Below are 23,320 nucleotides of genomic sequence, written 5' to 3'. Positions count from 1 at the left end.
AGGAGAGGTTGGTATGCGAATCAACGGTCTGACACACCAATGGGTTTTAGGGTTGCTCGGCGCGGTCGCAAGCAGCGCAGTGATTGCCGCCAGCAGCGGCCAGGACGGAGCCCGGGAGGAAATTGCCGCCCAGGCAAAAATCCTCGAACCCAGCCTGTTGGAAACCCGCCGCGATATCCACGCCCATCCCGAACTGGGCAATACCGAAACCCGCACCGCCGAGTTGGTCGCCAAACAGTTGCGCGAACTCGGCCTTGAGGTGAAGACCGGGGTGGCCCGCACCGGCGTCGTCGCCATCTTGAAAGGCGCCCTGCCCGGCCCGACCGTGGCGCTGCGCGCCGACATGGATGCGCTGCCCGTCAAGGAAGTCGCCGACCTGCCCTTCGCCTCCAAAGCCAAGGGCACCTACCTGGGCAAGGAAGTCGACGTGATGCACGCCTGCGGCCACGACGCCCATACCGCTATCCTGCTGAGCACTGCGAAGATTCTTACCGGGATGCGCGAGCGCCTGCCCGGCACCGTGGTGTTTTATTTCCAACCGGCCGAAGAAGGCCCCAGCGACTTTATCCCCGACGGCAAGAACACCTGGGGCGCGAAGATGATGGTGCAGGAAGGCATAATGAAAGCGCCCAAGCCTGACGCGGTGTTCGGCCTGCATGTATGGGCCGGTGTGCCTGCCGGGCAAATCGCCTACCGCCCGGGCCCGACCCTGGCCAGTTCCGATGACCTGCGCATCAAAATCCTCGGCAAACAGACCCACGCCGGTCGCCCCTGGGACGGTATCGACCCGATCACCGTTGGCGCGCAAACCATTGTCGGCCTGCAGACCGTGGTCAGCCGCCGTACCGATATTTCGTCATTCCCCTCTGTGGTGAGCATCGGCACCATCAACGGCGGCACCCGCTACAACATCATCCCCGAGTCGGTGGACATGAGCGGCACCATTCGCTCCTACGACTACGGCATTCGCCAGAAGCTGCATGGGGATGTGCGCCAGACCGTAGAGAAAATCGCCGAAAGCGGTGGCGCCAAAGCCGAAGTGACGATCATCGAGAAGTACGACCCCACCATCAACAACCCGGCGCTGACCGAGAAAATGCTGCCGAGCCTGCGTTGGGCGGCTCAGGATGATGTGGTGCAAGGCCCATTGGTAGGCGGCGCCGAAGACTTCTCGTTCTATGCCAAGGAAGCGCCGGGGCTGTTTGTGTTCCTGGGGGTGACCCCACGGGACCAGGACATGAGCAAGGCAGCGCCGAATCACAACCCAGGGTTCTTTGTGGATGAGTCGGCGTTGGTGGTGGGCGTGAGGACACTGGCGTCGTTGGCGACGGATTACCTCTACACCCACGCACCACTGTAGGAGCGAGCTTGCTCGCGAAAAACTTCAGAACGCCGCGTTTATTCAGGGTAAACGCGGCGTTCTTGCGTTCTTCGCGAGCAAGCTCGCTCCTACAGTGTATTGGGGTGAATCAGTTGGCGAGGGCCGCGCCGTCCATCTTCTGGCGCAGGCTCAACGGGCGCATGTCGGTCCAGACTTCCTCGATGTAGGCCAGGCATTCTTTCTTCATGCCGCTCTTGCCCACGGTGCGCCAGCCTTCCGGCACGGCCTTATAGTCGGGCCAGATGGAATACTGTTCTTCGTGGTTGACCACTACCTGAAAGAGGATGTCGTCGCGGTCAAATACTGAGGTCATTGCTGTTCTCCGTCGCTCAAAGGCTGGCTGCGCACCACGCGCAGCACATATATCTGTAGAAACGTACCAAGGGCCTGGAAAATTAGACGCTGGCCACGGCCGCCGCCAAGGCGCGCCCGAAGATCTCGGCCACCTGGTCGACTTCACCAGCGGTGATCACCAGCGGTGGCAGAAAACGCACCACACTGCCATGGCGCCCGCCCAGCTCCAGGATCAGCCCGCGCTTGAGGCATTCGCGCTGCACCAGCGGTGCCAACTGGCGATGCACCGGTGGGTGGCCCTGACTATCCGGCGTGCCCGTCGGGTCGACCAGCTCCACCCCCAGCATCAGCCCACGCCCGCGGATATCCCCCAGGTGCGGGAAATCGCGCTGCAGAATGCGCAGGTGTTCACCCAGGCGCTCGCCCATGGCCGCCGCATGGCCTGCCAGGTCGTGATCCTTGAGGTAGCGCATCACCGCCGAGCCCGCCGCCATCGCCATCTGGTTGCCACGGAAGGTCCCGGCATGGGCACCCGGCAGCCAGGTGTCGAGCCAGTCGCGATACACCACCACCGCCAGCGGCAGGCTGCCGCCAATCGCCTTGGACATGACCACCACATCCGGAATGATGCCAGCGTGTTCGAAGGCAAACATTTTGCCGGTACGCCCAAAGCCACTCTGGATTTCATCGACAATCAGCGCCACCCCCGCTTGCGCGGTGATACGGCGCAGGCCACGCAGCCAGTCGAGGTCCGCCGGGATCACGCCACCTTCGCCCTGGACCACTTCGACAATCACCGCCGCTGGCAGCAACACGCCGGCTTCCGGATCGTTGAGCAGATTTTCCAGGTAATGCAGGTTAACCCGCACGCCTTCAGCGCCACCCAGCCCAAACGGGCAACGGTAGTCATACGGGAATGGCAGGAATTGCACGCCGTTGCCGAGCAAGGCGCCCAAGGGTTTCTTCGGCCCCAGGCTGCCCATCAGACTCAGCGCGCCCTGGCTCATGCCGTGATAGCCGCCCTGGAACGACAGCACGGTGCTGCGCCCGGTGGCAGTGCGCACCAGCTTCAACGCGGCTTCCACCGCATCGGTGCCGGTGGGGCCGCAGAACTGGATTTTCGCTTCTCGCGCCAGCTCCGAAGGCAGCAAACCGAACAGGTCCTGCACGAACTGATCCTTGACCGGCGTAGTCAGGTCCAGGGTGTGCAGGGGCAGTTCGTCGCTCAACACTTGCTGGATGGCCTGGATCACCACCGGGTGGTTATGCCCCAGCGCCAGGGTGCCGGCACCGGCCAGGCAATCGATGAACCGGCGCCCCTCCACGTCTTCCACATAAATGCCCTTGGCGCGCTTGAGCGCCAGGGGAATGCGCCGTGGGTAGCTACGGGCGTTGGATTCCTGCTGGCGCTGGCGGGCCAGCAGCGGGCTTTCGTCAAACTGATAGAGCGTTTCCGCGGCCTGCACCGGGGCGTCTTCGATACGGCTGGTAGCGACTGACATCTCTGGATCCCTCAATACGCTGATGATGGTGACCAAACTGCCGATCCGTTGGCGTCTGGCCCAAGGGCATGCGCACGGATTTCCTGTTGTGGAGACGCTTCAGGTGCACGGTGATTTAGGAAGTTGGTCGGATATTTACCGACTGTGCAGTTCGCCGCAGCCACCGGTAACCACGATGCGAAGCGAGCCGCTCTTGATCTTGATCTGCTGTTGATCTGCTTTTGATCTTGATCTCAAGCGCCCCGTTAAACCACGCTGGCCGAACGCAGGCTTGAATTCGTGGGTAACCCGGCAGGACGCCGGGTTAGCCGCCCCGCGCCATGGATGGCGCGTGGCGGCGGCCCACGGATTCAAGCCTGTGTTCGGGCACACCGAGCCCAAGCGAGGTGCCGAGTGGTGGGGCAAGAGCCTTTTGGTTACTTTGGGGCTTTTCCAAAGTGACCCGCCGTCAGGGCGGAACCCTAGGTGGCCGTTACCGCAGGAATGGATATGTGCCCGGTCCAACTGTGTTGGCTGTCAGGCCGCCATCGCAGGCAAGCCAGCTCCCACATTTGGATTGTGGGGTGTCAGGTAGACAGGTGTCGGCTGGCAGGCCGTCATCGCAGGCAAGCCAGCTCCCACATTTGAATCGCGGCGCGTTAGTTAGATCGACGTCGGCTGTCAGGCCGTCACGGGGGCAGCCCCCTCCCACATGGGGCCCCACATTTGAACAGTGCTCGGCATCAAATCCCGCGGTACTTTTCGTTCAGGGCATACAAGATCGCGCAAGTCTCTGCATCCACGAATCCACAATAATCCCGTGGCCGAAAGTGCATCTGGAACGCTCGGGTACGCTGTTCAAAAGCCCGGCGATTCTGCGCGGGCTTGTAGCCATACCGCTGAAACGCCCGCTCCACTTCCACTTCCGGCGGCAAGCCGAGACAAAAGCGGCGCTGGTACATCGCCCGGGTCGATTCATCAAACCAGGCCCCGATGCCGGCCTCATGCAGCACCCGCCAGGGCAACCGAGGCCCGGGGTCGCTCTTGCGCCAGTAGGCCACGTCTGAATGCCCGAGCCAGTCAGTGGGGCCAACCTTCGGGTAGCGTTCCAGCAAATCGCGAAGCAATGCAATCAGTACGTCAATCTGTGCCTGTGCATATTCAGGAAAGGTAAAGACGCCGTCGTCATCGCGCGCCAGGTTGACGATTTCAATGCCCATCGAGCGGCTGTTGAGATCGGCCTTCCCCGCCCAATAGCTCACGCCGGCATGCCAGGCGCGCTGGTCCTCGTCCACCAGGCGAAACACGCGCAGCTCTTCATAACCGGCAGCGCGGTAGCTGGGTTCATCGGGGTCGGGCAGCAGATAGTGGGCGCTGACGCCATCTTGAGTGAGGGTGCGTAGCGAGGAAGCAAAGGGCGAAGCGGTGTAGTGCAAAACCACCTGTTGCACGGTTTCGCCGCGGCGGTCGTTGAAATCCCTGGCGGGGAAACTGGTGTCAATCACCAACATATGAACGGTCCTTTTCAATTCAGGCCGACTCATTCGGCCCGTTCAAGCGCAAAAAAATTACCGCCATCCTGAAGGCTTGAACCTCAGGCGGGCGGTAATTATTTGCCGCGTGAAAAGAGCGGTTCAGCGCCGCAACGGCATACCCAAGTCAACCCGCAAACCGTCGGGCTGGCTGTCGAAGTGCAGCGAGCAGGAACAGCGCTGCACGATCGCCTGGACAATCGCCAGGCCCAGGCCACAGCCTTCGCTGCTGCCATTGCGCCAGAAGCGTTGGGTGAGGTATTGCAGATCTTCACTGGAGATCTGCTGGCCATGGTCACGCACGCGGAACACCACGTTATCCGGGGTGGAAAACACCTGCAGTTCCACACGGGTATCGGCCGGGGTATGGCGCAAGGCGTTGTCCAGCAGGTTACGCAAGGCCGCGACAGCAAGGCCCACGGGCATTGCCACTGGCACAGGGGAAAGATCCGGCGCCAGGATCAGATCAATGCGTGAATTGTCGCCGGCGTTGGCATCCTGGATCGCCAACCGGGCGACTTCCTCGGCACTCGATTGCAGGCCATCGTCAAACGACAGGCTGCCCTCCACCCGCGCCAGCAGCAACAGTTGCTCCAGGGTGCGATGCAAGCGGTCGGCGCCCTCCTCGGCGTGCGCCAGGGACTGGTCGCGGGCCGCGCCCTCGGTCATGCGGGCGACTTGCAGGTGGGTCTTGATCGCGGTCAAGGGGCTGCGCAGTTCATGGGCGGCGTCACCGGTCAGGCGGCGTTCGCGCTCAATAGTCTTGGCGATGCGTTGCAGCAACTGGTTCTGGGTGTCGAGCAACGGCTTGAGTTCGCTGGGCAACGGGTGAATCTGCAAGGGTTCGAGGGAATCGGCACTGCGCCGCATCAGCGCGTCACGCATACGGTTGAGCGGCACCAGGCTCTGGCCGATGCCCAACCACAGCAGGCACAGGCAGCCCAGCAACGCCACGCCGACCGGCACCGAAGCCGCCAGCAGGATCGACAGGTTCAGGGCCTCGCGCTCCACCTGGCGGTCGGCGGTGGTGATCAGCAAGTCGCCACGGGACAGGGTAAAACTGCGCCAGCCCACGCCGTCGATGATCTGGTCACGAAAGCCGCTGCGGCGCGACTCCAACCCTTCCTCCGGCGTGGTATGGCTGCGCGCCAGGATCTCGCCACGCAAGGAGCTGACCTGGCAAGCCATGCCACCCGGCACATTCAGTTGTTCGGTGCGCAAATGCGCGCCCCCGCTGACGCTGGCCAGGCCCGGCATCTGCTCGGTGAGCCCGGCCACCATGCGCGCCGAAGCCACCAGCCGCTGGTCGAGGGAAAACATCATCTGGTTGCGCAAATCGTTGAGCATCCAGGCCGCCGCCAGCACCCAGATCAGTACAAAAGCGGCGCCCAGCTTGAACGTCAGGCGTAGACGCAAGCTCATCACGGGGTGTTTTCTCCCCCATCAGCCGTGCCCAGGCGATAGCCCAGCCCCCTGACGGTTTCGACGATGCCATTGCCCAACTTGCGCCGCAGGTGGTGGATATGCACGTTGAGGGCGTTGCTTTCCAGTTCGTCGCTGAAGCCGTAGACGCTGTCCTTGAGCTGTTCGCTGGACAGTACGCGGCCCTTGTTGTGCAACAGCGCCTGCAACAACGCCTGTTCACGCCGGGACAGGTCCACCGGCTGGCCGCCGAGGAAGGTCTCGCGGCTGCTGGGGTCGTAGGCCAGGCGGCCATGTTCGATCAGGTTGACGCTGCGCCCCGCCACCCGGCGCAACAGGGTTTGCAGGCGAGCGGCGAGTTCGCGCAGGTCGAAAGGCTTGAGCAGGTAGTCGTCGGCGCCGGCTTGCAGGCCGTCGACGCGGTTGGTTACCGAGTCCCGCGCGGTGAGGATCAGCACCGGAATCTCCAGCCCCTGGCTGCGCTGTTGTTGCAGCAGCTTGAGGCCGTCCTCGTCGGGCAGGCCGAGGTCGAGCACCATGATGTCGAAGGCTGCGGCCTTGAGCATCGCCCGCGCAGCCGAGGCCGTGGCCACGCGCTCCACGGTAAAGCCCTGGGCGGTCAGGCCGGCTACGATGCCACTGGCGATCAGTTCGTCGTCTTCACAGACCAGTACGTGCATGGTTAACCCTTCATGAATGATGGCGCGATTAGAAAAGCCACGGATTAAGCGCGCATTATGCCGCTAAAGTTCGCAACACCGGATAATCCCTACACTCTAGAATAGCGGCGGTTAATCATCGGTTAATCAACGCCACACATTGTGTGCCTCACTTGCATCGAACTAAGGCTTGACCATGCGGCATCTGTTTACCTTTCTGCTGGTGTTGTTCGCGGGATTCGCCCAGGCAGCGCCGGGTAGCCCCTTCGAAACCAAACCCGACTTCCTCCCGGTGGGCAAAGCCTTCGCCTTTACCTCCGAACGTCTTGAAAGCGGCGAAACCCAGCTGTTCTGGCAGATTGCCGACGGTTACTACCTGTACCAGCAGCGCATGAAGTTCGACGGCCTGGCCGAAAAACCCGTGCTGCCCGAGGGTGAAGCCCATAGCGACGAATTCTTTGGCGAGCAGCAAGTGTATCGCCAGGGCCTGGAAGTGAAGATTCCCGCCGGCACCACCGGCCAGGTCAAGCTCGGCTGGCAGGGCTGCGCCGATGCGGGCCTGTGCTATCCGCCGCAGTCGATCACCGTGGACCTGGGCGGCAACCCGGCCGTCGCCGCGACCGCGCAAGCCCAGGATCAAAGCCTGGCCAGCGGCCTGCAGCAGCGCAGCCTGGGGTGGAGCCTGCTGGTGTTCTTCGGCCTGGGCCTGCTGTTGGCGTTTGCGCCCTGCTCGTTGCCGATGCTGCCGATCCTCGCAGGCCTGGTGGTCGGTAGCGGCGCCAGCCCGCGTCGCGGCTTTGCCCTGGCCGGCAGCTACGTGGTGTGCATGGCGCTGGTGTATGCCGCCCTGGGGGTGATGGCCGCGTTGCTCGGCGCCAACCTCGCCGCGCTTTTGCAAACGCCGTGGATCCTCGGCAGCTTTGCGGCGTTGTTCGTGCTGCTCGCCCTGCCGATGTTCGGCTTCTTTGAACTGCAACTGCCCGCCTTTCTGCGCGACCGCCTCGATAACGTCAGCCGCCAGCAAAGCGGTGGCAGCCTGGTGGGTGCCGGTGTGCTCGGCGCGTTGTCCGGCCTGCTGGTGGGCCCGTGCATGACCGCGCCCCTGGCCGGCGCCCTGCTGTACATCGCCCAGAGCGGCAACGCGCTGCACGGCGGGCTGATCCTGTTTGCCATGGGCATCGGTATCGGTATTCCGCTGTTGCTGCTGGTGACCGTGGGCAATCGCTTCCTGCCCAAGCCCGGCACCTGGATGAACGTGCTCAAGGGCATCTTCGGCTTCCTGTTCCTGGGCACCGCGGTGCTGATGATTCGCCCGGTGGTCGGCGACAGCCTGTGGATCGGCCTGTGGGGCGCCTTGGCGCTGGTGATGGCGTACTGTGGCTGGGCGCTGGCCCGTGAGTCCGGCCTGGCGGCCAAGGTATTTGGCGCCGGTTCCCTGGTGCTGGGCCTGTGGGGCGCGGTGCTGGTGGTGGGTGCGGCCGGTGGCAGCGATGAGCTGTGGCAGCCGTTGAAGGTCTACAGCGGCTCGCGGCTCGCCGCTGCACCCAGCGCTCACGATGCCTTCACCACCGTAAGCGACCCGGCGGTATTGCAAAGCCAACTCGACAGCGCCAAGGCCCAGGGCCAGTGGGTGCTGTTGGACTATTACGCCGACTGGTGCGTGTCGTGCAAGATCATGGAGAAACAGGTGTTCGGCAAACCCGAGGTGATGGACGCGCTCAAAGACGTGCGCCTGTTGCGCCTGGACGTCACCGCCGACAACGCCGCCAGCCGCGAGCTGCTGGGCCGCTACAAAGTGCCAGGGCCACCGAGCTTCGTGTGGATCGGCCCGGACGGTGAAGAACGCCGCGCCCAACGCATCACCGGCGAAGTAGATGCCGCCGCGTTCCTGCAACGCTGGACCCAGACGCGGGACGCTCTCTGATGCTGACCCTCACCATCGGCACCTTCGCCATTGCCCTGAATCACCTGCTGCTGATCAGCGCGCTGATTCTCGCCACCCTGGTGGGCTGGCGCGTGGCCAAGCGCGGCGGCGAGAACCCGGAGTCGGTGCTGTTCAGCCTGTTCCTGCTGGGCCTGCTCGCCGCCCGCGTCAGTTTTGTGCTGATGTACTGGAGTTATTACAGCAACGACTGGGTGGAGATGGTCGACCTGCGTGACGGCGGCTTTCTCGCCTGGCCCGGGATCATCGCGCTGATCCTCGGGGCGCTGGCGTACGGCTGGCGTCGCCCGGCCCTGCGCAAGCCCCTCAGCGCCGGGGTGATCACCGGCCTGTTGTTCTGGGGCATGACCAGCCTGTCCCTGAGCCTGTATGAAAAAGGCACGCGCCTGCCGGACATCACTTTGCGCAATGCCAATGGCGAGGTGGTGCAACTGGCGGATTATCAAGGCGGCCCGTTGGTGATCAACCTGTGGGCCACCTGGTGCCCGCCGTGCCGGCGCGAAATGCCGGTGCTGGAAAACGCCCAGCGCATGCGCCCCGACGTGACCTTCCTGTTCGTCAACCAGGCCGAAAGCATGCAAAGCGTCAGCACCTACCTGGCCACCCAGGGTCTGAACCTCGACAACGTGCTGTTCGACGCCAGCGGCCGCCTCGGCCAGGCCGTGGGTTCCATGGCCCTGCCGACTACGCTGTTCTACCAAGCCGATGGGCGCCTGATCAACAGCCACCTGGGCGAACTCTCCGAAGCCAGCCTGGCCCGCGCCATGGAACCCTTCGACAACACCACGATAAGGAAACCGACATGCCTCGCCTCCGCCACCTGCTGACCCTGCTGCCTTTGACGCTAGCCGCTGCGCTGGCCCAGGCCGAAGACCTGCCGGCGCCGATCAAGCAGATCGAAGCCAAGGGCGCCAAGATCATCGGCAAATTCGATGCCCCCAGCGGCCTCACCGGCTACGCCGCCCAGTACCAGAACCGGGGCATGGCCCTGTACCTGACCGCCGACGGCAAGCACGTGATCGCGGGCAACCTGTACGACGCCCAAGGCAACGACCTGAGCACCGCGCCCCTGGAAAAACTGGTGTACGCGCCGATGGCCAAGGAAGTCTGGGCCAAGATGGAAAACAGCAGCTGGATCCAGGACGGCGACAAAAACGCCCCGCGCACCGTCTACCTGTTCAGCGACCCCAACTGCCCGTACTGCAACATGTTCTGGGAACAGGCCCGCCCGTGGGTGAAGGCCGGCAAAGTGCAGTTGCGCCATATCATGGTCGGCATCATCCGCGAAGACAGCCCAGGCAAATCCGCCGCCCTGCTTGCCGCCAAAGACCCGCAAAAAGCCCTGCAAGACCACGAAGCCGCTGGCAAGGGCAGCAAGCTCAAGGCCCTGGAAAAGATCCCGGCCGCGGTCGAGGCCAAGCTTGATGCCAATATGAAGTTGATGGATGAACTGGAATTGTCGGCGACGCCGGCGATTTTCTATCTGGACGACAAGGGGGGGTTGCAGCAGCAGCAAGGGGCGCCGTCGCCGGAGAAGCTTGTGAAGATTTTGGGGCCAAAATAAGCAGCGCCCTCCCGGGCGCCATCGCAGGCAAGCCAGCTCCCACATTTTGAGTTGTGAATACATTCAAATGTGGAAGCTGGCTTGCCTGCGATGAGGCCCTTACAGACAACGAAGATTAAAGCCCCTCCAACTCCGCCATCAAATCACTCAACCGATCCACCTTCTCGGCACTGATCTCATTGCCCGCCAACCCCTCGATATACCCGGCCAACTCCGCCACCGTGCTGCACTCGAACATCGCCCGCAACGGCACATCGCGCTGCAGTGTCTTCTGCACCCGCGAAGCGATCTGCGTAGCCAGCAGCGAGTGCCCGCCCAGTTCGAAGAAATTGTCCTGCACCCCGACCCGCTCCACCTTCAGCACCTCGGCCCAAATACCCGCCAACGTGGTTTCCAGTTCACTGCGCGGCGCCACGTAGTCCTGGCTGTGCAACTGGCCGATCTCCAGGGTCGGCAGGGCCTTGCGGTCGAGTTTGCCGTTGGCATTCAGGGGCAGGCGGTCAAGCCATAGCCAATGTAGCGGCACCATGTATTCGGGCAGCTCGGCACGCAGGCGTTGCTTGATGCGCTCCAGCTGTTCACTCGGGTCGAGTGTGGCATCGGCGGCCACCAGGTAGCCGACCAGGTGCTTGCCGTTGGCCCCCTCTTGCACACCCACCGCCGCGTCACGCACGTGCGGTTGTTCGTGCAGGCGCGCTTCGATTTCACCCAACTCGATGCGATAGCCGCGAATCTTCACCTGGTGGTCGATACGCCCGACATACTCCAGCACCCCATCGCTGCGACGCCGTGCCAGGTCGCCGGTACGGTAGAGGCGCTCGCCAGGCGCGCCAAAGGGGTTGGGTACAAACACCTGGGCAGTGCGCAGCGGATCGCTGACGTAGCCGCGACCAACACCGGTGCCGGCGACGCACAACTCACCGACCGCGCCTTGGGGCACCAACTCCAAGGCGCCATCGAGCAGGTACAAACGGTTATTGTCGGTCGGCGTACCAATCGGCAGGTAAGTACCACGGGTGGAGGCCAGATCGACGCGGAAGAACGCCACATCATCGGAACATTCCGCCGGGCCGTAGGCATTCACCAGGGCGATCTGCGGGTAACGCAACAGCCACTGATGGGCCAACTCCGGCGGCATGGCCTCCCCGGTCGGCAACATCCAGCGCAGGCCGTCGAGGCTGATGCGGTCCTGGGCCAGCATGCCATGGATCAGCGATGGCACACTCTCCAGCACGGTGATGCCCTGTGCTTGAACGTGGGCCAGCAACCCTTGCGGATCATGGGCGATGGTATTGGGCACGATATCCACTCGTGCGCCAAACAGCGGCGCGGCGAGGAACTGCCACACAGAAATATCGAAGCTTTGCGACGCGGTCTGGGCGATCACATCAGCATCGCTCAAGCTCAGGTACGGCACCTTGCTCAACTGGTTATTGAGCATGCCACGCTGTTCGACCATCACGCCCTTGGGCAAGCCGGTGGAACCCGAGGTGTAGATCACGTAGGCAAGGTTGTCCGGGCCGCTGTAGACACCGGGGTTTTCGCCACGGGCGGGGATTTCCTCCCACACCAGCAACTGGCAGTCGAAGCCTTCAAGCAGTTCGATGGCCTGTTCCCGGCACGCTTCGGTGCACACCAGCAACGGTGTGCGGCTCAGGTCGATGATGCGGCTCAGGCGCGGGCCGGGCAGCCCTGGGTCCAGCGGCAGGTAACCGGCACCGGCCTTAAAGCTGCCGATGATCATGCCGAGCAAGTCCAACCCACGTTCAGCCAGCAACGCCACCGGTTGGTCCAGGCCCACACCGGCCGCAATCAGCGCGTGGCCGAGGCCATTGCTGAGGCGATTCAGATCCTCGTAGCTCCATTGCCGGTCAAGACAACTGGCGACGATACGCTGCGGATGCTGCGCGACCTGCGCCTCGAACAACTCGATGTAGCTGCGTTCCAGCGGGTAGGCATGTGCGCTCTGGTTACAGCCTTCCACGAGGAATTCACGCTCCTGCTCGCCAATCAAAGGCAGCTCAGCCATGTCGCCATGGAAGCCCTGCACCAGCGCCAGCAACAGGCGTTTGAACTCAGCGAGCATGCCTTTCACGGTGCTTTCGTCGAAATAACGCTGGTCGTAGGACAGGTGCAAACCGAGGTCATCCCCCGGATAACACACCGCCGTCAGCGGGAAGTTGGTGTGGGTGCGGCCAGAATCCGAGGTAGCATTGAGGCTTTGCGCACGGTCCAGCACCGAGACTTCCACTGGCGCGTTCTCGAACACGAACAGGCTGTCGAACAGCGGCTGGCCCTTGGGCAATTCGCTGTGTTCCTGGATCGTCACCAGCGGCAGGTATTCGTACTCGCGCAGTTGCATATTGCTGTCGAGCAAGGCGCTCAACCACTGGCGCACGCTGCACGTCTGGCCGTCCTCGGGCAGTTTTACCCGCAACGCGATGCTGTTGATAAACAGGCCGACGGTGCGTTGCATCTCGGGCATGTCCACCGGGCGCCCGGCCACGGTGACGCCGAACAGCACGTCGCGATCGCCACTCAAACGCCGCAGCACCAGAGCCCACGCCGCCTGGGCGAAGGTGTTGACGGTAAGCTGATGCGCCTGGGCCAGTTCGCGCAGTTGCGCACCGTCGCGGGCATCCAGGCGGGTGTAGCAGTCGCCCACCACCATGCCGCCGCTGCCACCGGCGTGTTCGCGCAAGAACGGGCGGTCGCTCGGGATCGGCGTGGCGCGCTCGAAGCCTTGCAAGTTTTGCTGCCACCACTGGCGCGCCTCGTTGAGGTCCTGGCGTTGCAGCCAGGCAATGTAGTCGCGGTAGCGCGGCGGCGTCGCCAATTGCGCATCGCGGCCTTCGCCCAGGGCTGTGTAGATATCGAAGAAATCATTCATCAGCAGCGAACGGCACCAGGCATCGATCAGGATGTGGTGGTTGCTCATCATGAACCAGTAGCGCGCCTCGCCCACGCGAATCAGGCGCAAGTGGAAAGGCGCCTGGTTGAGCAGATCGAAACCGGCTTCGCGCTCGGCCTTGAGCAAGGCTTGCAGACGCGGCTCCTGCTCATCCTGCGGGTCGGCGCTCCAGTCCAGGTATTCAATCGGCGTGCTGCCGGGTTTGTGGATCACTTGCAGCATGTCTTCGCCGACGTTCCAGCAGAACGAGGCGCGCAAGGCTTCGTGGCGGGCGATCACCGCTTGCCAGGCCTGGGCAAAACGCTCCGGGTCCAGGGCGCTGTTGATGCGGTAGCGGTCCTGCATGTAATACAGGCCGGTGCCGGGCTCCAGCAGGGTATGCAGCAGCAAGCCCTCCTGCATCGGGGTCAGCGGGTAGACGTCTTCGATGGCGCTGGCTGGGACCGGCAAGGCGTCCAGTTGCACCTGGGTCAGGCGTGCCAGGGGGAAGTCGGACGGCGTGAGGCCGCCGGCATCGTCCTGTAGGCAATGGGCGATCAGGCTGTGCAATTCGGCCAGGTAAGCCTCGGCCAGATCGCGGATCACTTGTTGATCATGACGCTCACGACTGAAGGTCCAGCGCAGCACCAGCTCGCCGCCGTAGACCTGGCTGTCGATGCTCAGTTCATTGGGCAACGGCGCATCCGGGTCATGGGCCAGGCCGGCGGATTCCTCCAGTGGATGGAACAGCGCCTCAGTGCCAAAGCTCTGGTCGAACTGGCCCAGGTAGTTGAAGGTGATCTGCGCGCTCGGCAATGCGGCCATGCTCTGCTTGCACAGGTCATCGGCCAGGTAACGCAGCACGCCATAGCCCAAGCCTTTATGGGGCACGCCACGCAGTTGCTCCTTGATCGCCTTGATCGAGTCGCCCTGCTCGGCCTGGGGCGTCAGACGCAACGGATAGGCACTGGTGAACCAGCCCACGCTGCGGGTCAGGTCGATGTCATCGAACAAGGTTTCGCGGCCATGGCCTTCCAGCTGGATCAATGCCGAGGCCTGCCCGCTCCAGCGGCATAGCACGCGGGCCAGGGCGGTCAGCAGCAGATCATTGACCTGGGTGCGATAGGCACTCGGCGCCTGTTGCAGCAACTGCCGGGTGCGCTTGGCATCCAGGCGCACGCTGACCGTCTCGGCATCGCAGTTTCGCAATGTTCCTTGTGGGCGCTGCACCGGCAAGGCCACGGTGGGGCCAGCCAATTGCGCTTGCCACAGGCTCAGCTCTTCGCACAGGGATTCACTCTGGGCATAGGCTTGCAAGCGCGCTGCCCAATCGCGCAGCGCGCTGGTTTTGGCCGGCAGGCTGACGGACTGGCCTTCACTCAGTTGGCGATAAACGTTTTGCAGGTCTTCCAACAGAACGCGCCACGACACGCCGTCCACCACCAGGTGATGGATGGCGATCAGCAAGCGTTGCTGGCCTTGCGGCCCGTCCACCAGCAAGGCGCGCAACAGCGGCCCCTGTGCCAGGTCGAGGCTGCGCTGGGTGTCGGTGAACAACGCCTCGCACGCCTGCATGTCGCGCACCTGCGCCTGCAGCAGCACGCCGCCTTCCGGTACGCCCAGGTGTTCGGCATGCCATTGCGCACCACGCGGGGTAAAGCTCAAGCGCAGCGCGTCGTGGTGTTCCAGCACGGCCAGCAGCGCTTGCTCCAGGCGATGGGCATCGAGCAGTTGCAGCGGCTTGAGCACCAATGCCTGGTTCCAATGCTGGCGCGCCGGGATATCGGTGTCGAAGAACCCGTGCTGAATCGGCGTGAGGCCCGAGGGGCCGGTCAGCAATCCTTGCTCGGCGATGATGAGCTCCGAGCGGGTCGCCACGGCAGCCAGGCTCTGTACGGTCTGGTGCTGGAACAGGTCACGAGGGCTGAAATGAATCCCGGCCTGGCGCGCACGGCTGACCACCTGGATCGACAGGATCGAGTCGCCGCCCAGTTCAAAGAAGTTATCGTCGAGGCCGACTTGCTCCACGTTCAGCACCGCGCACCAGATGGCGGCCAGGCTGTGTTCCAGCTCACTGCGGGGCGCCACGTAGGCTTGGCGATTGGCCTCTGGGTCCGGCTCCGGCAAGGCGCGGCGGTCGAGCTTGCCGTTGGCGGTCAGCGGCATGCTCGGAAGCACGATCAGATGCGCGGGCACCATGTAGTCCGGCAATTGCGCCTTGAGGTGTGCCTTCAACGCGTCGCGCAAGGCGGCGTGTTCGGCATCGCTGACCAGGTATGCCACCAACTGTTTGCCGCTCGGTGCATCCAGGGCCAGCACCACCGCTTCACGTACAGCTTCATGTTCGAGCAAGCGCGTTTCGATTTCGCCCAGTTCGATGCGGAAACCGCGGATCTTCACCTGATGGTCGATGCGCCCCAGGTACTCCACCAGGCCATCGGCGCGTTGGCGTACCAGGTCGCCGGTGCGGTACAGGCGCCCGCCTTTGGCGACAAACGGGTCTGCGACAAAACGCTCGGCGGTCATTCCCGGCCGCTGGTGATAACCCTGGGCCAGGCCGGCGCCACCGATATACAGCTCACCGCTGGCGCCCTGTGGCACCAGCGCCAGGTCGGCGTCGAGAATGTAGGCCACGCGCGCGCCGACGATGCTGCCAATCGGCACACTGCCAGCGCCCTGCTCCAACTGCTCAGGCGCCAGGCTGGCCAAGGGCATCACCACGGTTTCGGTGGGGCCGTAGGCGTTGAAGAACAGCTGGGGCGTGAACGCCGCACGGATGCGTTGCAGGTGTTCGCCGGTCAAGGCTTCGCCACCGGTGATGCACATGCGCACCGGCAGCGTCTGTTGTTGGGTCGCCAGCCACTGCGCCAACTGGCTGCCGTAGCTGGGGGTAAAACCGAGCACATTGATGCGATGGGTACGGATCAGCCCACAGATTTCTTCGGCATCCCACTGGCCCTGGGCGCGCAATACCACCCGCGCCCCGCACAGCAGCGGCACCAGCAAACGCTCGGTGGCGGCGTCGAAGTTGATCGAATAAAAGTGCAGCTCGCAGTCATCCGGGCGCATGTCAAAGCGCTCGATCACCGCTTGGCAATGCATGGCGATCTCACCGTGGGACACCACCACGCCTTTGGGCTTGCCCGTGGAACCCGAGGTGTAGATGAGGTACGCCTGGTGTTGCGCCAGACTCACAAACGGCAGCGCTTCGGCGGGGTAATTGGCCAGCACCGGCGAGTCATCCTCCAGGCACCAGCACGCCACCGTCGCCGGCAATTCGCCCAGGGCTTCGAACAGGGCCGCATCACTGAGCAGCAGGCCGATGCCACTGTCTTCGATCATGTAATGCAAGCGGTCCAGCGGGTATTCCGGGTCCAGCGGCACGTAGGCGCCGCCGGCCTTGAGGATCGCCAGCAAACCGATGACCATTTCCAGCGAACGCGGCAGCGCCAGGCCCACGCGCACCTGCGGGCCCACGCCACGCTCGCGCAGCATCCAGGCCAGGCGGTTGGCGCGCTCATCCAGTTGCGCATAACTGAGGGTCACACCGGCAAAGGTCAGCGCCGGGGCATCCGGCCGCTGGCTGGCCTGCTGACTGAACAGCTGATGGATGCACTGGTCGAGGCGATGCGCGCCCTTCTCAACGCCCAGGCTGTCCTGCAAGGCGCGTTGCTCATCGGCGCTCAGCAACGGCAATTCGCTGAGGCGCTGGCGGGGATCGGCGATCAACGCTTCGAGCAGGTTGCGCCAATGCGCGGCCATGCGCGCAATGCGCGGCTCATCGAACAGGTCGGTGCTGTAGGTCAGGCAGCAACCCAGGCGATGGTCGAGGTCGGTGACTTCCAGGTTGAGGTCGAACTTGGTCGCCCGCGCATCGTTGGCCAGGTACTCCACGGTCATGCCGGCCAGTTGGCGGCTTTGCTGGAATTCCCAGCGCTGCACGTTGCACATCACCTGGAACAACGGGTTGTACGCCGCGCTGCGCGGTGGTTGCAGAGCTTCCACCAGGTGGTCGAACGGCAGGTCCTGGTGGGACTGGCCCTCGATCACGGTGTGACGCACCTGCTCGAACAACTCGCTGACCTGCATCTGCCCAGTGAGCTGGCAACGCAGCACCTGGGTATTGAGGAACGCGCCAATCAAGCCTTCGCTTTCCGGGCGGATACGGTTGGCCACGGGCGCGCCGATGCGCAGGTCGGTCTGGCCGCTGTAGCGGTAGAGCAACACCGCCAGGGTCGCGGTCATGGTCATGAACAGCGTGAGGCCGTGTTGCGCGTTGAAGGCACGCACGCGGGCGGCCAGTTCATCGCTCAAGTCAAAACGGTACAGCTCGCCCCGGTGGCTTTGCACGGGTGGCCGGGGACGGTCACCGGGCAGTTCCAGCAACGGGTGTTCGTTGCCCAATTGCGCGGTCCAGTAGTCCAGCTGGCGCTGGCGTTCACCGGCTTCCATCCACTGGCGTTGCCACACGCTGTAGTCGAGGTACTGCACCGGCAACGCTGGCAGCGGCGAGTCGCGCTCGTCGATAAAGGCTTCATACAAGGCGCTGAGTTCACGGGCAAAGATGTCCATGGCCCAGCCTTCGGTGACGATATGGTGCAGGGTCAGCACCAGGTAATGTTCCTGCTCGCCGGCCTTGACCAGGCAAGCGCGCAACAGCGGCCCGGTTTCCAGGTTGAACGGCGTGTGCGCCTCGACATCGGCCAGTTGCTGTAAACGCTGCTGGCGTTGCGGCTCATCCAGCGCGGAGAAATCCTGCCAGCCCATGCGCATATTGGTTTGCGACGAGACCTTCTGACAGGCCACACCGTCAACGCTTGGGAAGGTGGTGCGCAGGGTTTCATGACGCATGATCAAGGCCTGCAAAGCGGCCTCGAAACGCCCCACATCCAGCACACCGCGCAGGCGCGCCATGCCACCGACGTTATAGGCCGGGCTGTCCGGTTCCATCTGCCAGAGGAACCACATGCGCTGCTGGGAATAGGACAAGGGGACCGGCTGGCTGCGGTCGACTTTGGCGATGGCCGTCTGTTGGTTGCGCTGGCCCGCCGCCTGGATCAGCCCGACCTGCTCGGCAAAATCGCCCAGCTCGCTGGCTTCGAACAGGGTGCGCAGCGGCAGTTCGACGTCACAGGCCTGGCGGGTGCGAGAGATGATTTGCGTGGCCAGCAACGAGTGCCCGCCCAGTGCGAAAAAGTCATCGCGCAGGCCGATGCGTGGCAGGCCAAGCACCTCGCGCCAGATCGCGGCGATTTGCAGTTGCAAAGGTGTGTGCGGTTCGACGTGTTCGCGGGTTTGCCATACCGGCTCTGGCAAGGCACGCCGGTCGAGCTTGCCGCTGGGGCTCAGGGGCATGGCGTCCAGGCGCATCAGCAGCGCGGGCACCATGTACTCCGGCAGCTCGGCGGCCAAGGCGATTTTGACCGTTTGTTCATCCAGTTCGGTGTCGGCGGTGTAGTAGCCGATCAACTGGGCATCACGCACCAGCACCACCGCCTGGGCGATGCCTGCGAGGGCCAGCAGGCGCGCTTCGATTTCTTCCGGTTCCACACGGAAACCGCGCAGCTTGACCTGCTGATCGAGGCGTCCGAGGTATTCAAGCACGCCATCGGCGTTCCAGCGCGCACGGTCACCGGTGCGGTACAACCGAGTGCCCGCCGCCCCCAATGGGTCGGCGACAAAACGTTCGGCTGTCAGCCCGGCACGGCCCAGGTAACCCCGCGCCAGGCCGATACCGCCGATGCACAGTTCGCCCGGCACACCGGCCGGCAACGGGTTGAGCTGCTCGTCCAGCACGCGGCAGATCACATTGCCCAACGGCCGGCCAATCGGCGAGCGCTCGCCATCCGAGGCGCTGCAGTGCCAATGGGTGACATTGATCGCGGTCTCGGTCGGGCCATAGCGGTTGTGCAATTGCGCCGCGGGCAAGCGCGCCAATACGCGGTTACGCAACTCGGCGGGCAAGGCTTCGCCACCGGAGAACAGCCGACGCAGGCTGGTGCATTCGGCCACCAGCGGCTCGTCGATAAACAGCTGCAACAGCGGCGGCACGAAGTGCAGCGTGGTCACCCCATGTTCCTGCACAAGCTGCGCGATACGGTGCGGGTCGCGATGTTCGCCCGGCCCGGCCAACACCAGGCGGCAACCGGTAATCAATGGCCAGAAGCATTCCCACACCGACACGTCAAAACTGATCGGCGCCTTTTGCATCAGCACATCGGTGTCGTTCAGTTGATAGGTGGCCTGCATCCACTGCAACCGCTCGGCCAGGGCGCCGTGGGTGTTGCCCACGCCTTTGGGTTGGCCGGTGGAACCGGAGGTGTAGATCACGTAGGCGAGGTTATCGCCGTGCAGGTGTAAACCTGGCGCCTGGGTCGGCCAGCTGTCGAGGTGCAGGCTGTCCATGGCGATCACGCACACGCCTTCGGCACTGGGCAGTTGGGGGAGCAAGGCGGTCTGGGTGAGCAGCAGTTGCACGCCGCTGTCCTTGAGCATGTAGGCCAGGCGTTCGGCGGGGTAATCCGGGTCCAGCGGCACGTAGGCGCCACCAGCCTTGATGATGGCGAGCAGGCCGATCAGCAGTTGCGGCGAACGCTCGGCGGCGATGGCCACGCACACGTCCGGGCCGACGCCTTTGTCACGCAGGTAATGGGCCAGGCGGTTGGCCTGGGTGTGCAGTTGGGCGAAGGTCAGGCTGCCGTCCTGCCAGACCAGCGCGGCGGCGTCCGACGTCTGTTGGCTGAGCAGCTCGGGCAGCCAGTGCCGGGCCGGTGCGCAGGGGGCTTCGCTCCAGGCCTGCTGTTCGTCAGCTTGCATCAACGGCAGGTCGCCGATGGCGTGTTGTGGTTGCGCGCACACAGCGTGAAGTAGATGGATGAACTGCTCGGCCAGGCGCTGGATGGTCGCGGGCTCGAACAACTCGTCGGCGTAGTCGAACGACAGGCTCAAGCGCCCATTGCGATCTTCTTCGCTGTGCAATTGCAGATCGAACTTGGCTTCGCGGCTGTGCCAGGGCAATTCATCGGCCAGCAGGCCCGGCAGGCGGCGCAAGGCACTGAGGTCACGTTGCTGGTGATTGAACATCACCTGGAACAGGCCCTGCTCGCGGGCCTGGGGGAAGGCTTCCAGCAATTGCTCAAAGGGCAGGTCCTGATGGGCCTGAGCGGCCAATGTGGTCTCGCGAGTGGCGGCCAACAGCTGGTTGAACGGCAGGCGCCCGTCCAGCTCGGCGCGCAGTACCAGGGTGTTGATAAAGAAGCCGATCAAGCCCTGGGTTTCCTGGCGTGGGCGGTTGGCGTTAGGCACGCCGATACGGATATCGCGCTGGCCACTGTAGCGATAGAGCAAGGTCTGGAACGTTGCCAGCAGCAGCATGAACGGCGTCGAGTCGTGGGCCTGGGCGGTCTGGCGGATCGCCGCGCTGAGGCGCGCATCCAGACGCTGGCTATGGCGCGCGGCGCTGTGCCGATGCTGGGCGGCGCGCGGGTGATCGGTGGCCAGGTTCAGGGCCGGATGCTCGTCACCCAACTGTGCTTTCCAGTACGCGAGCTGTCGCTGGCCCTCGCCTTCGGCCAGCCATTGGCGCTGCCAGCTGCCGTAGTCGGCGTATTGCAAGGCCAGCGGCGGCAGCTCCAGGAGTTGGCCCTGGGCGGCAGCGGCGTACAGGCGCGAGAACTCGTCGATCAGGATATTCAGCGACCAACCGTCGGCAATGATGTGGTGCAAGGTCACCAGCAAATGGTGCTCTTCATCGTCCAGGCGCACCAGGGTCACCCGCAGCAATGGGCCTTTTTCCAGGTCGAACGGGCTGCGCGCCTGGTCTTCGCGAACCTGTTGCGCACGGGCTTCGCGCTCGGCGTGGGGCAAGTCGCTGAGGTCGATGAGCGGCAGTTCGAAATCCGCCGAAGCCTCGACACGCTGGAACGCCTGGCCGTCGCGCTCGTAGAAGCATGTGCGCAGGGCTTCGTGACGCTGGATCAGCTGCTGGAAGCTGTGGCGCAGTGCGTCCTCATCCAGCTCGCCGCGCAGGTGCAAGGCGCCGGGAATGGTGTAGGCGCTGCTGTGGGGGGCCAGTTGCCAGGTGATCCACAGGCGGTTCTGTGCCAGGGATTGGGGCAGGTCTTCCTGGCGCGACAGGGCATGGATCGAACCTTGGGCCACGCCGCCGTCCTGTTGCAGTTGCGCCACGGCCGTGGCAAAGGCCGCGAGGGTCGGCGCTTCGAACAGCAGGCGCAGATTCAGCTCCAGCCCGAGGGTTTCGCGCAGGCGGGCGACCACTTGGGTCGCGGTGATGGAGTTGCCACCCAGCAAGAAAAAGTGATCGTCGCCCGCCACATGAGCCAGTTGCAGTTGCTCGCACCAGATCGCCGCGATCTGCTGTTGCAGGTCCGATTCCAGCGCCACTTCGCTCGCCGGCCCCTGCTGCCCGGGGAACTGCGCGTAACTGTCGAGGCTGCCATCGGCATGCCGAAGCGCACAGGCCGCACGCTGCACTTTGCCGCTGGAGGTCTTCGGCAAGGCACCGGGGTTGAGCAGCACCACCACGCTCGGGGCTTGCTGGCAGGCCTCGGCCACGGCTTGGCGGATCGCTTTGATCAGCGCTTCGGGCGGCAGGATTTTCTGCACGCTGCGGCTGATTTCCGCGGCGATGCCGATGCCTTCCAGGCCCTGGTCATTGACCGCAAACGCGGCAACCCGGCCCTTGCGCACCCCTTCCACTTCGCGCTCGATGGTCTGTTCGATGTCCTGGGGATAGAGGTTATGGCCGCGCACGATCAGCAGGTCTTTCAGGCGCCCGGTGATGTACACCTCGCCATCGCGGATAAAGCCCAGGTCACCGGTGCGCAACCAGGTGCGGCCAGCGTGCTGGACGAAGGTCTTGGCGCTGGCTTCAGGGTTGCGCCAGTAGCCGTGGGCGATGCTCGGGCCCGCGGCCCAGAGTTCGCCGACGCACTGGTCGGGCAGCTCGGTGAGGGTGTGCGGGTCGGCGATCAACACGGCGTGGTCCGGCTGGCGGGTGCCGCAACTCATGATCGCAGGGCCCTGCCCCGGTTCAGCGCGGTTGGCGGCCAGCGCCTGCTCGTCCACGCGCAGCGCGGGAATGCCACGGCCACGAATACCGCCCGCGACAAACAGGGTGGCTTCGGCCAGGCCGTAGGAGGCGAAGAAATTATTGGGGGTGAAACCACAGGCGGCGAATTTTTCCGCGAAGCGTTCCAGGGTGTCGAGGCGGATCGGTTCGGAGCCCGAATAAGCCACGCGCCAGCGGCTCAAGTCCAGGCGCTCCAGGGCCGACTCACTGACCCGTTCGCTGCACAGGCGGTAGGCGAAATCCGGGCCACCGCTGATGGTGCCGCCGTATTCGCTGATCGCCTCCAGCCAGCGCAAAGGTCGGCCAAGGAAGTAGGCCGGCGACATCAACACGCAAGGCACGCCGCTGAAAATCGGTTGCAGCAAGCCGCCGATCAGGCCCATGTCGTGGTACAGCGGCAACCAGCTGACGATCACGTCGTCGGGGTTGAGGTCGATGCCAAAACCACGGCGGATCAGCACTTCGTTGGCTACCAGGTTGCCGTGGCTGACTTGCACGCCCTTGGGCAAGGCGGTGGAGCCGGAGGTGTATTGCAGGAAGGCGATGTCGTCGGCCTTGAGGTCGGGCTCGACCCACTGGTTGGCCTGCTGCGCCTCCAGGGTGTCGACGCTCAACACCGTGGGCGCATTTTCAATCTGCGCCAGGCCCTCACTGAGGCTGGCAATGGTCAACAGCAGCCGCGGCTCGGCATCGCTGATGATCGACAGCAGGCGCTCCTGGTGATGACGACGCGTGGACTCCGGCGGATACGCCGGCACCGCGATCACCCCGGCGTACAGGCAACCAAAGAACGCCGCCACATAGTCCGGGCCACTGGGGAACAGCAACACCGCGCGCTCGCCCAGGCAAGCAGTGGCTTGCAAGGCAGCGGCGATGGTGCGGGCGCGTTGGTCGAGGTCGCGATAACTGAGCACCACACTGTGCTCGGCGCTCTCGGCGAGGAAGCGCAACGCCACCTGGTCCGGCGTCTGCGCAGCACGCTGTTGAAGGGACTGGACCAGGGTGCGGGGGAGTTCGAAGGCGTCCATCATGGGGTTCCTGCCTGAAATCGGCTTACGGGAAAT

10 protein-coding genes are annotated in these 23,320 nt (G+C 64.1%); 4 read left to right on the top strand and 6 right to left on the bottom strand.

The features are described from left to right. Window positions 1-13: 13 nt before the first annotated feature. The gene (locus tag DK871_RS06740; RefSeq protein WP_161904449.1) at window positions 14-1,360 is read left to right on the top strand and encodes an amidohydrolase; all 1,347 of its coding nucleotides are present in this window, start codon (window positions 14-16) and stop codon (window positions 1,358-1,360) included. Window positions 1,361-1,469: 109 nt separating this feature from the next. On the opposite strand, the gene DK871_RS06735 is transcribed toward DK871_RS06740, so the two are convergent. The 5 genes from DK871_RS06735 to DK871_RS06715 form a co-directional block, all read right to left on the bottom strand. After that, window positions 1,470-1,694, bottom strand: coding sequence for an MbtH family protein (locus DK871_RS06735; protein WP_003192847.1), 225 nt, complete (start codon window positions 1,692-1,694; stop codon window positions 1,470-1,472). Between the two features lie 82 nt (window positions 1,695-1,776). Further along, a complete protein-coding gene (locus tag DK871_RS06730; protein WP_003192849.1) occupies window positions 1,777-3,177 on the bottom strand; it encodes an aspartate aminotransferase family protein in 1,401 nt (466 codons plus the stop codon). Window positions 3,178-3,899: 722 nt separating this feature from the next. Beyond that, window positions 3,900-4,667, bottom strand: a complete 768-nt coding sequence (locus tag DK871_RS06725) for an N-acetylmuramoyl-L-alanine amidase (protein ID WP_161904448.1) — start codon at window positions 4,665-4,667, stop codon at window positions 3,900-3,902. A gap of 123 nt (window positions 4,668-4,790) precedes the next feature. Continuing rightward, window positions 4,791-6,110 carry an ATP-binding protein gene (locus tag DK871_RS06720; RefSeq protein WP_161904447.1) on the bottom strand — a complete coding sequence of 440 codons (1,320 nt, stop codon included), beginning with the start codon at window positions 6,108-6,110 and terminating at the stop codon, window positions 4,791-4,793. Next, complete coding sequence (locus tag DK871_RS06715) at window positions 6,110-6,790, bottom strand: response regulator (protein WP_032895992.1); 681 nt, start codon at window positions 6,788-6,790, stop codon at window positions 6,110-6,112. Before DK871_RS06715 ends, DK871_RS06720 begins: the two co-directional genes overlap by 1 nt. 175 nt (window positions 6,791-6,965) lie before the next feature. Between DK871_RS06715 and dsbD the strand changes: the two genes are divergently transcribed. From dsbD to dsbG, 3 genes are read left to right on the top strand one after another with little or no spacing between them, the layout of a single operon-like run. Then, window positions 6,966-8,693 (top strand): protein-disulfide reductase DsbD, encoded by a 1,728-nt coding sequence (dsbD, locus tag DK871_RS06710; RefSeq protein WP_161904446.1) that lies wholly within the window; start codon window positions 6,966-6,968, stop codon window positions 8,691-8,693. Beyond that, the gene (locus DK871_RS06705; protein WP_161904445.1) at window positions 8,693-9,538 is read left to right on the top strand and encodes a TlpA family protein disulfide reductase; all 846 of its coding nucleotides are present in this window, start codon (window positions 8,693-8,695) and stop codon (window positions 9,536-9,538) included. Before dsbD ends, DK871_RS06705 begins: the two co-directional genes overlap by 1 nt. Further along, window positions 9,514-10,275 (top strand): thiol:disulfide interchange protein DsbG, encoded by a 762-nt coding sequence (gene dsbG, locus DK871_RS06700; RefSeq protein ID WP_161904444.1) that lies wholly within the window; start codon window positions 9,514-9,516, stop codon window positions 10,273-10,275. The genes DK871_RS06705 and dsbG overlap by 25 nt, the downstream gene beginning before the upstream one ends. Before the next feature lie 115 nt (window positions 10,276-10,390). Here the strand turns inward: dsbG and DK871_RS06695 are convergent, their stop codons facing one another. Continuing rightward, the gene (locus DK871_RS06695; protein ID WP_161904443.1) at window positions 10,391-23,287 is read right to left on the bottom strand and encodes a non-ribosomal peptide synthetase; all 12,897 of its coding nucleotides are present in this window, start codon (window positions 23,285-23,287) and stop codon (window positions 10,391-10,393) included. Window positions 23,288-23,320: the final 33 nt, after the last annotated feature.

Source organism: Pseudomonas sp. L13, assembly GCF_009935965.1.
Lineage (GTDB): Bacteria > Pseudomonadota > Gammaproteobacteria > Pseudomonadales > Pseudomonadaceae > Aquipseudomonas > Aquipseudomonas lactis.
Note: the sequence above shows the minus strand (reverse complement) of the source record. Positions and strands in the feature narration are given on the sequence as shown.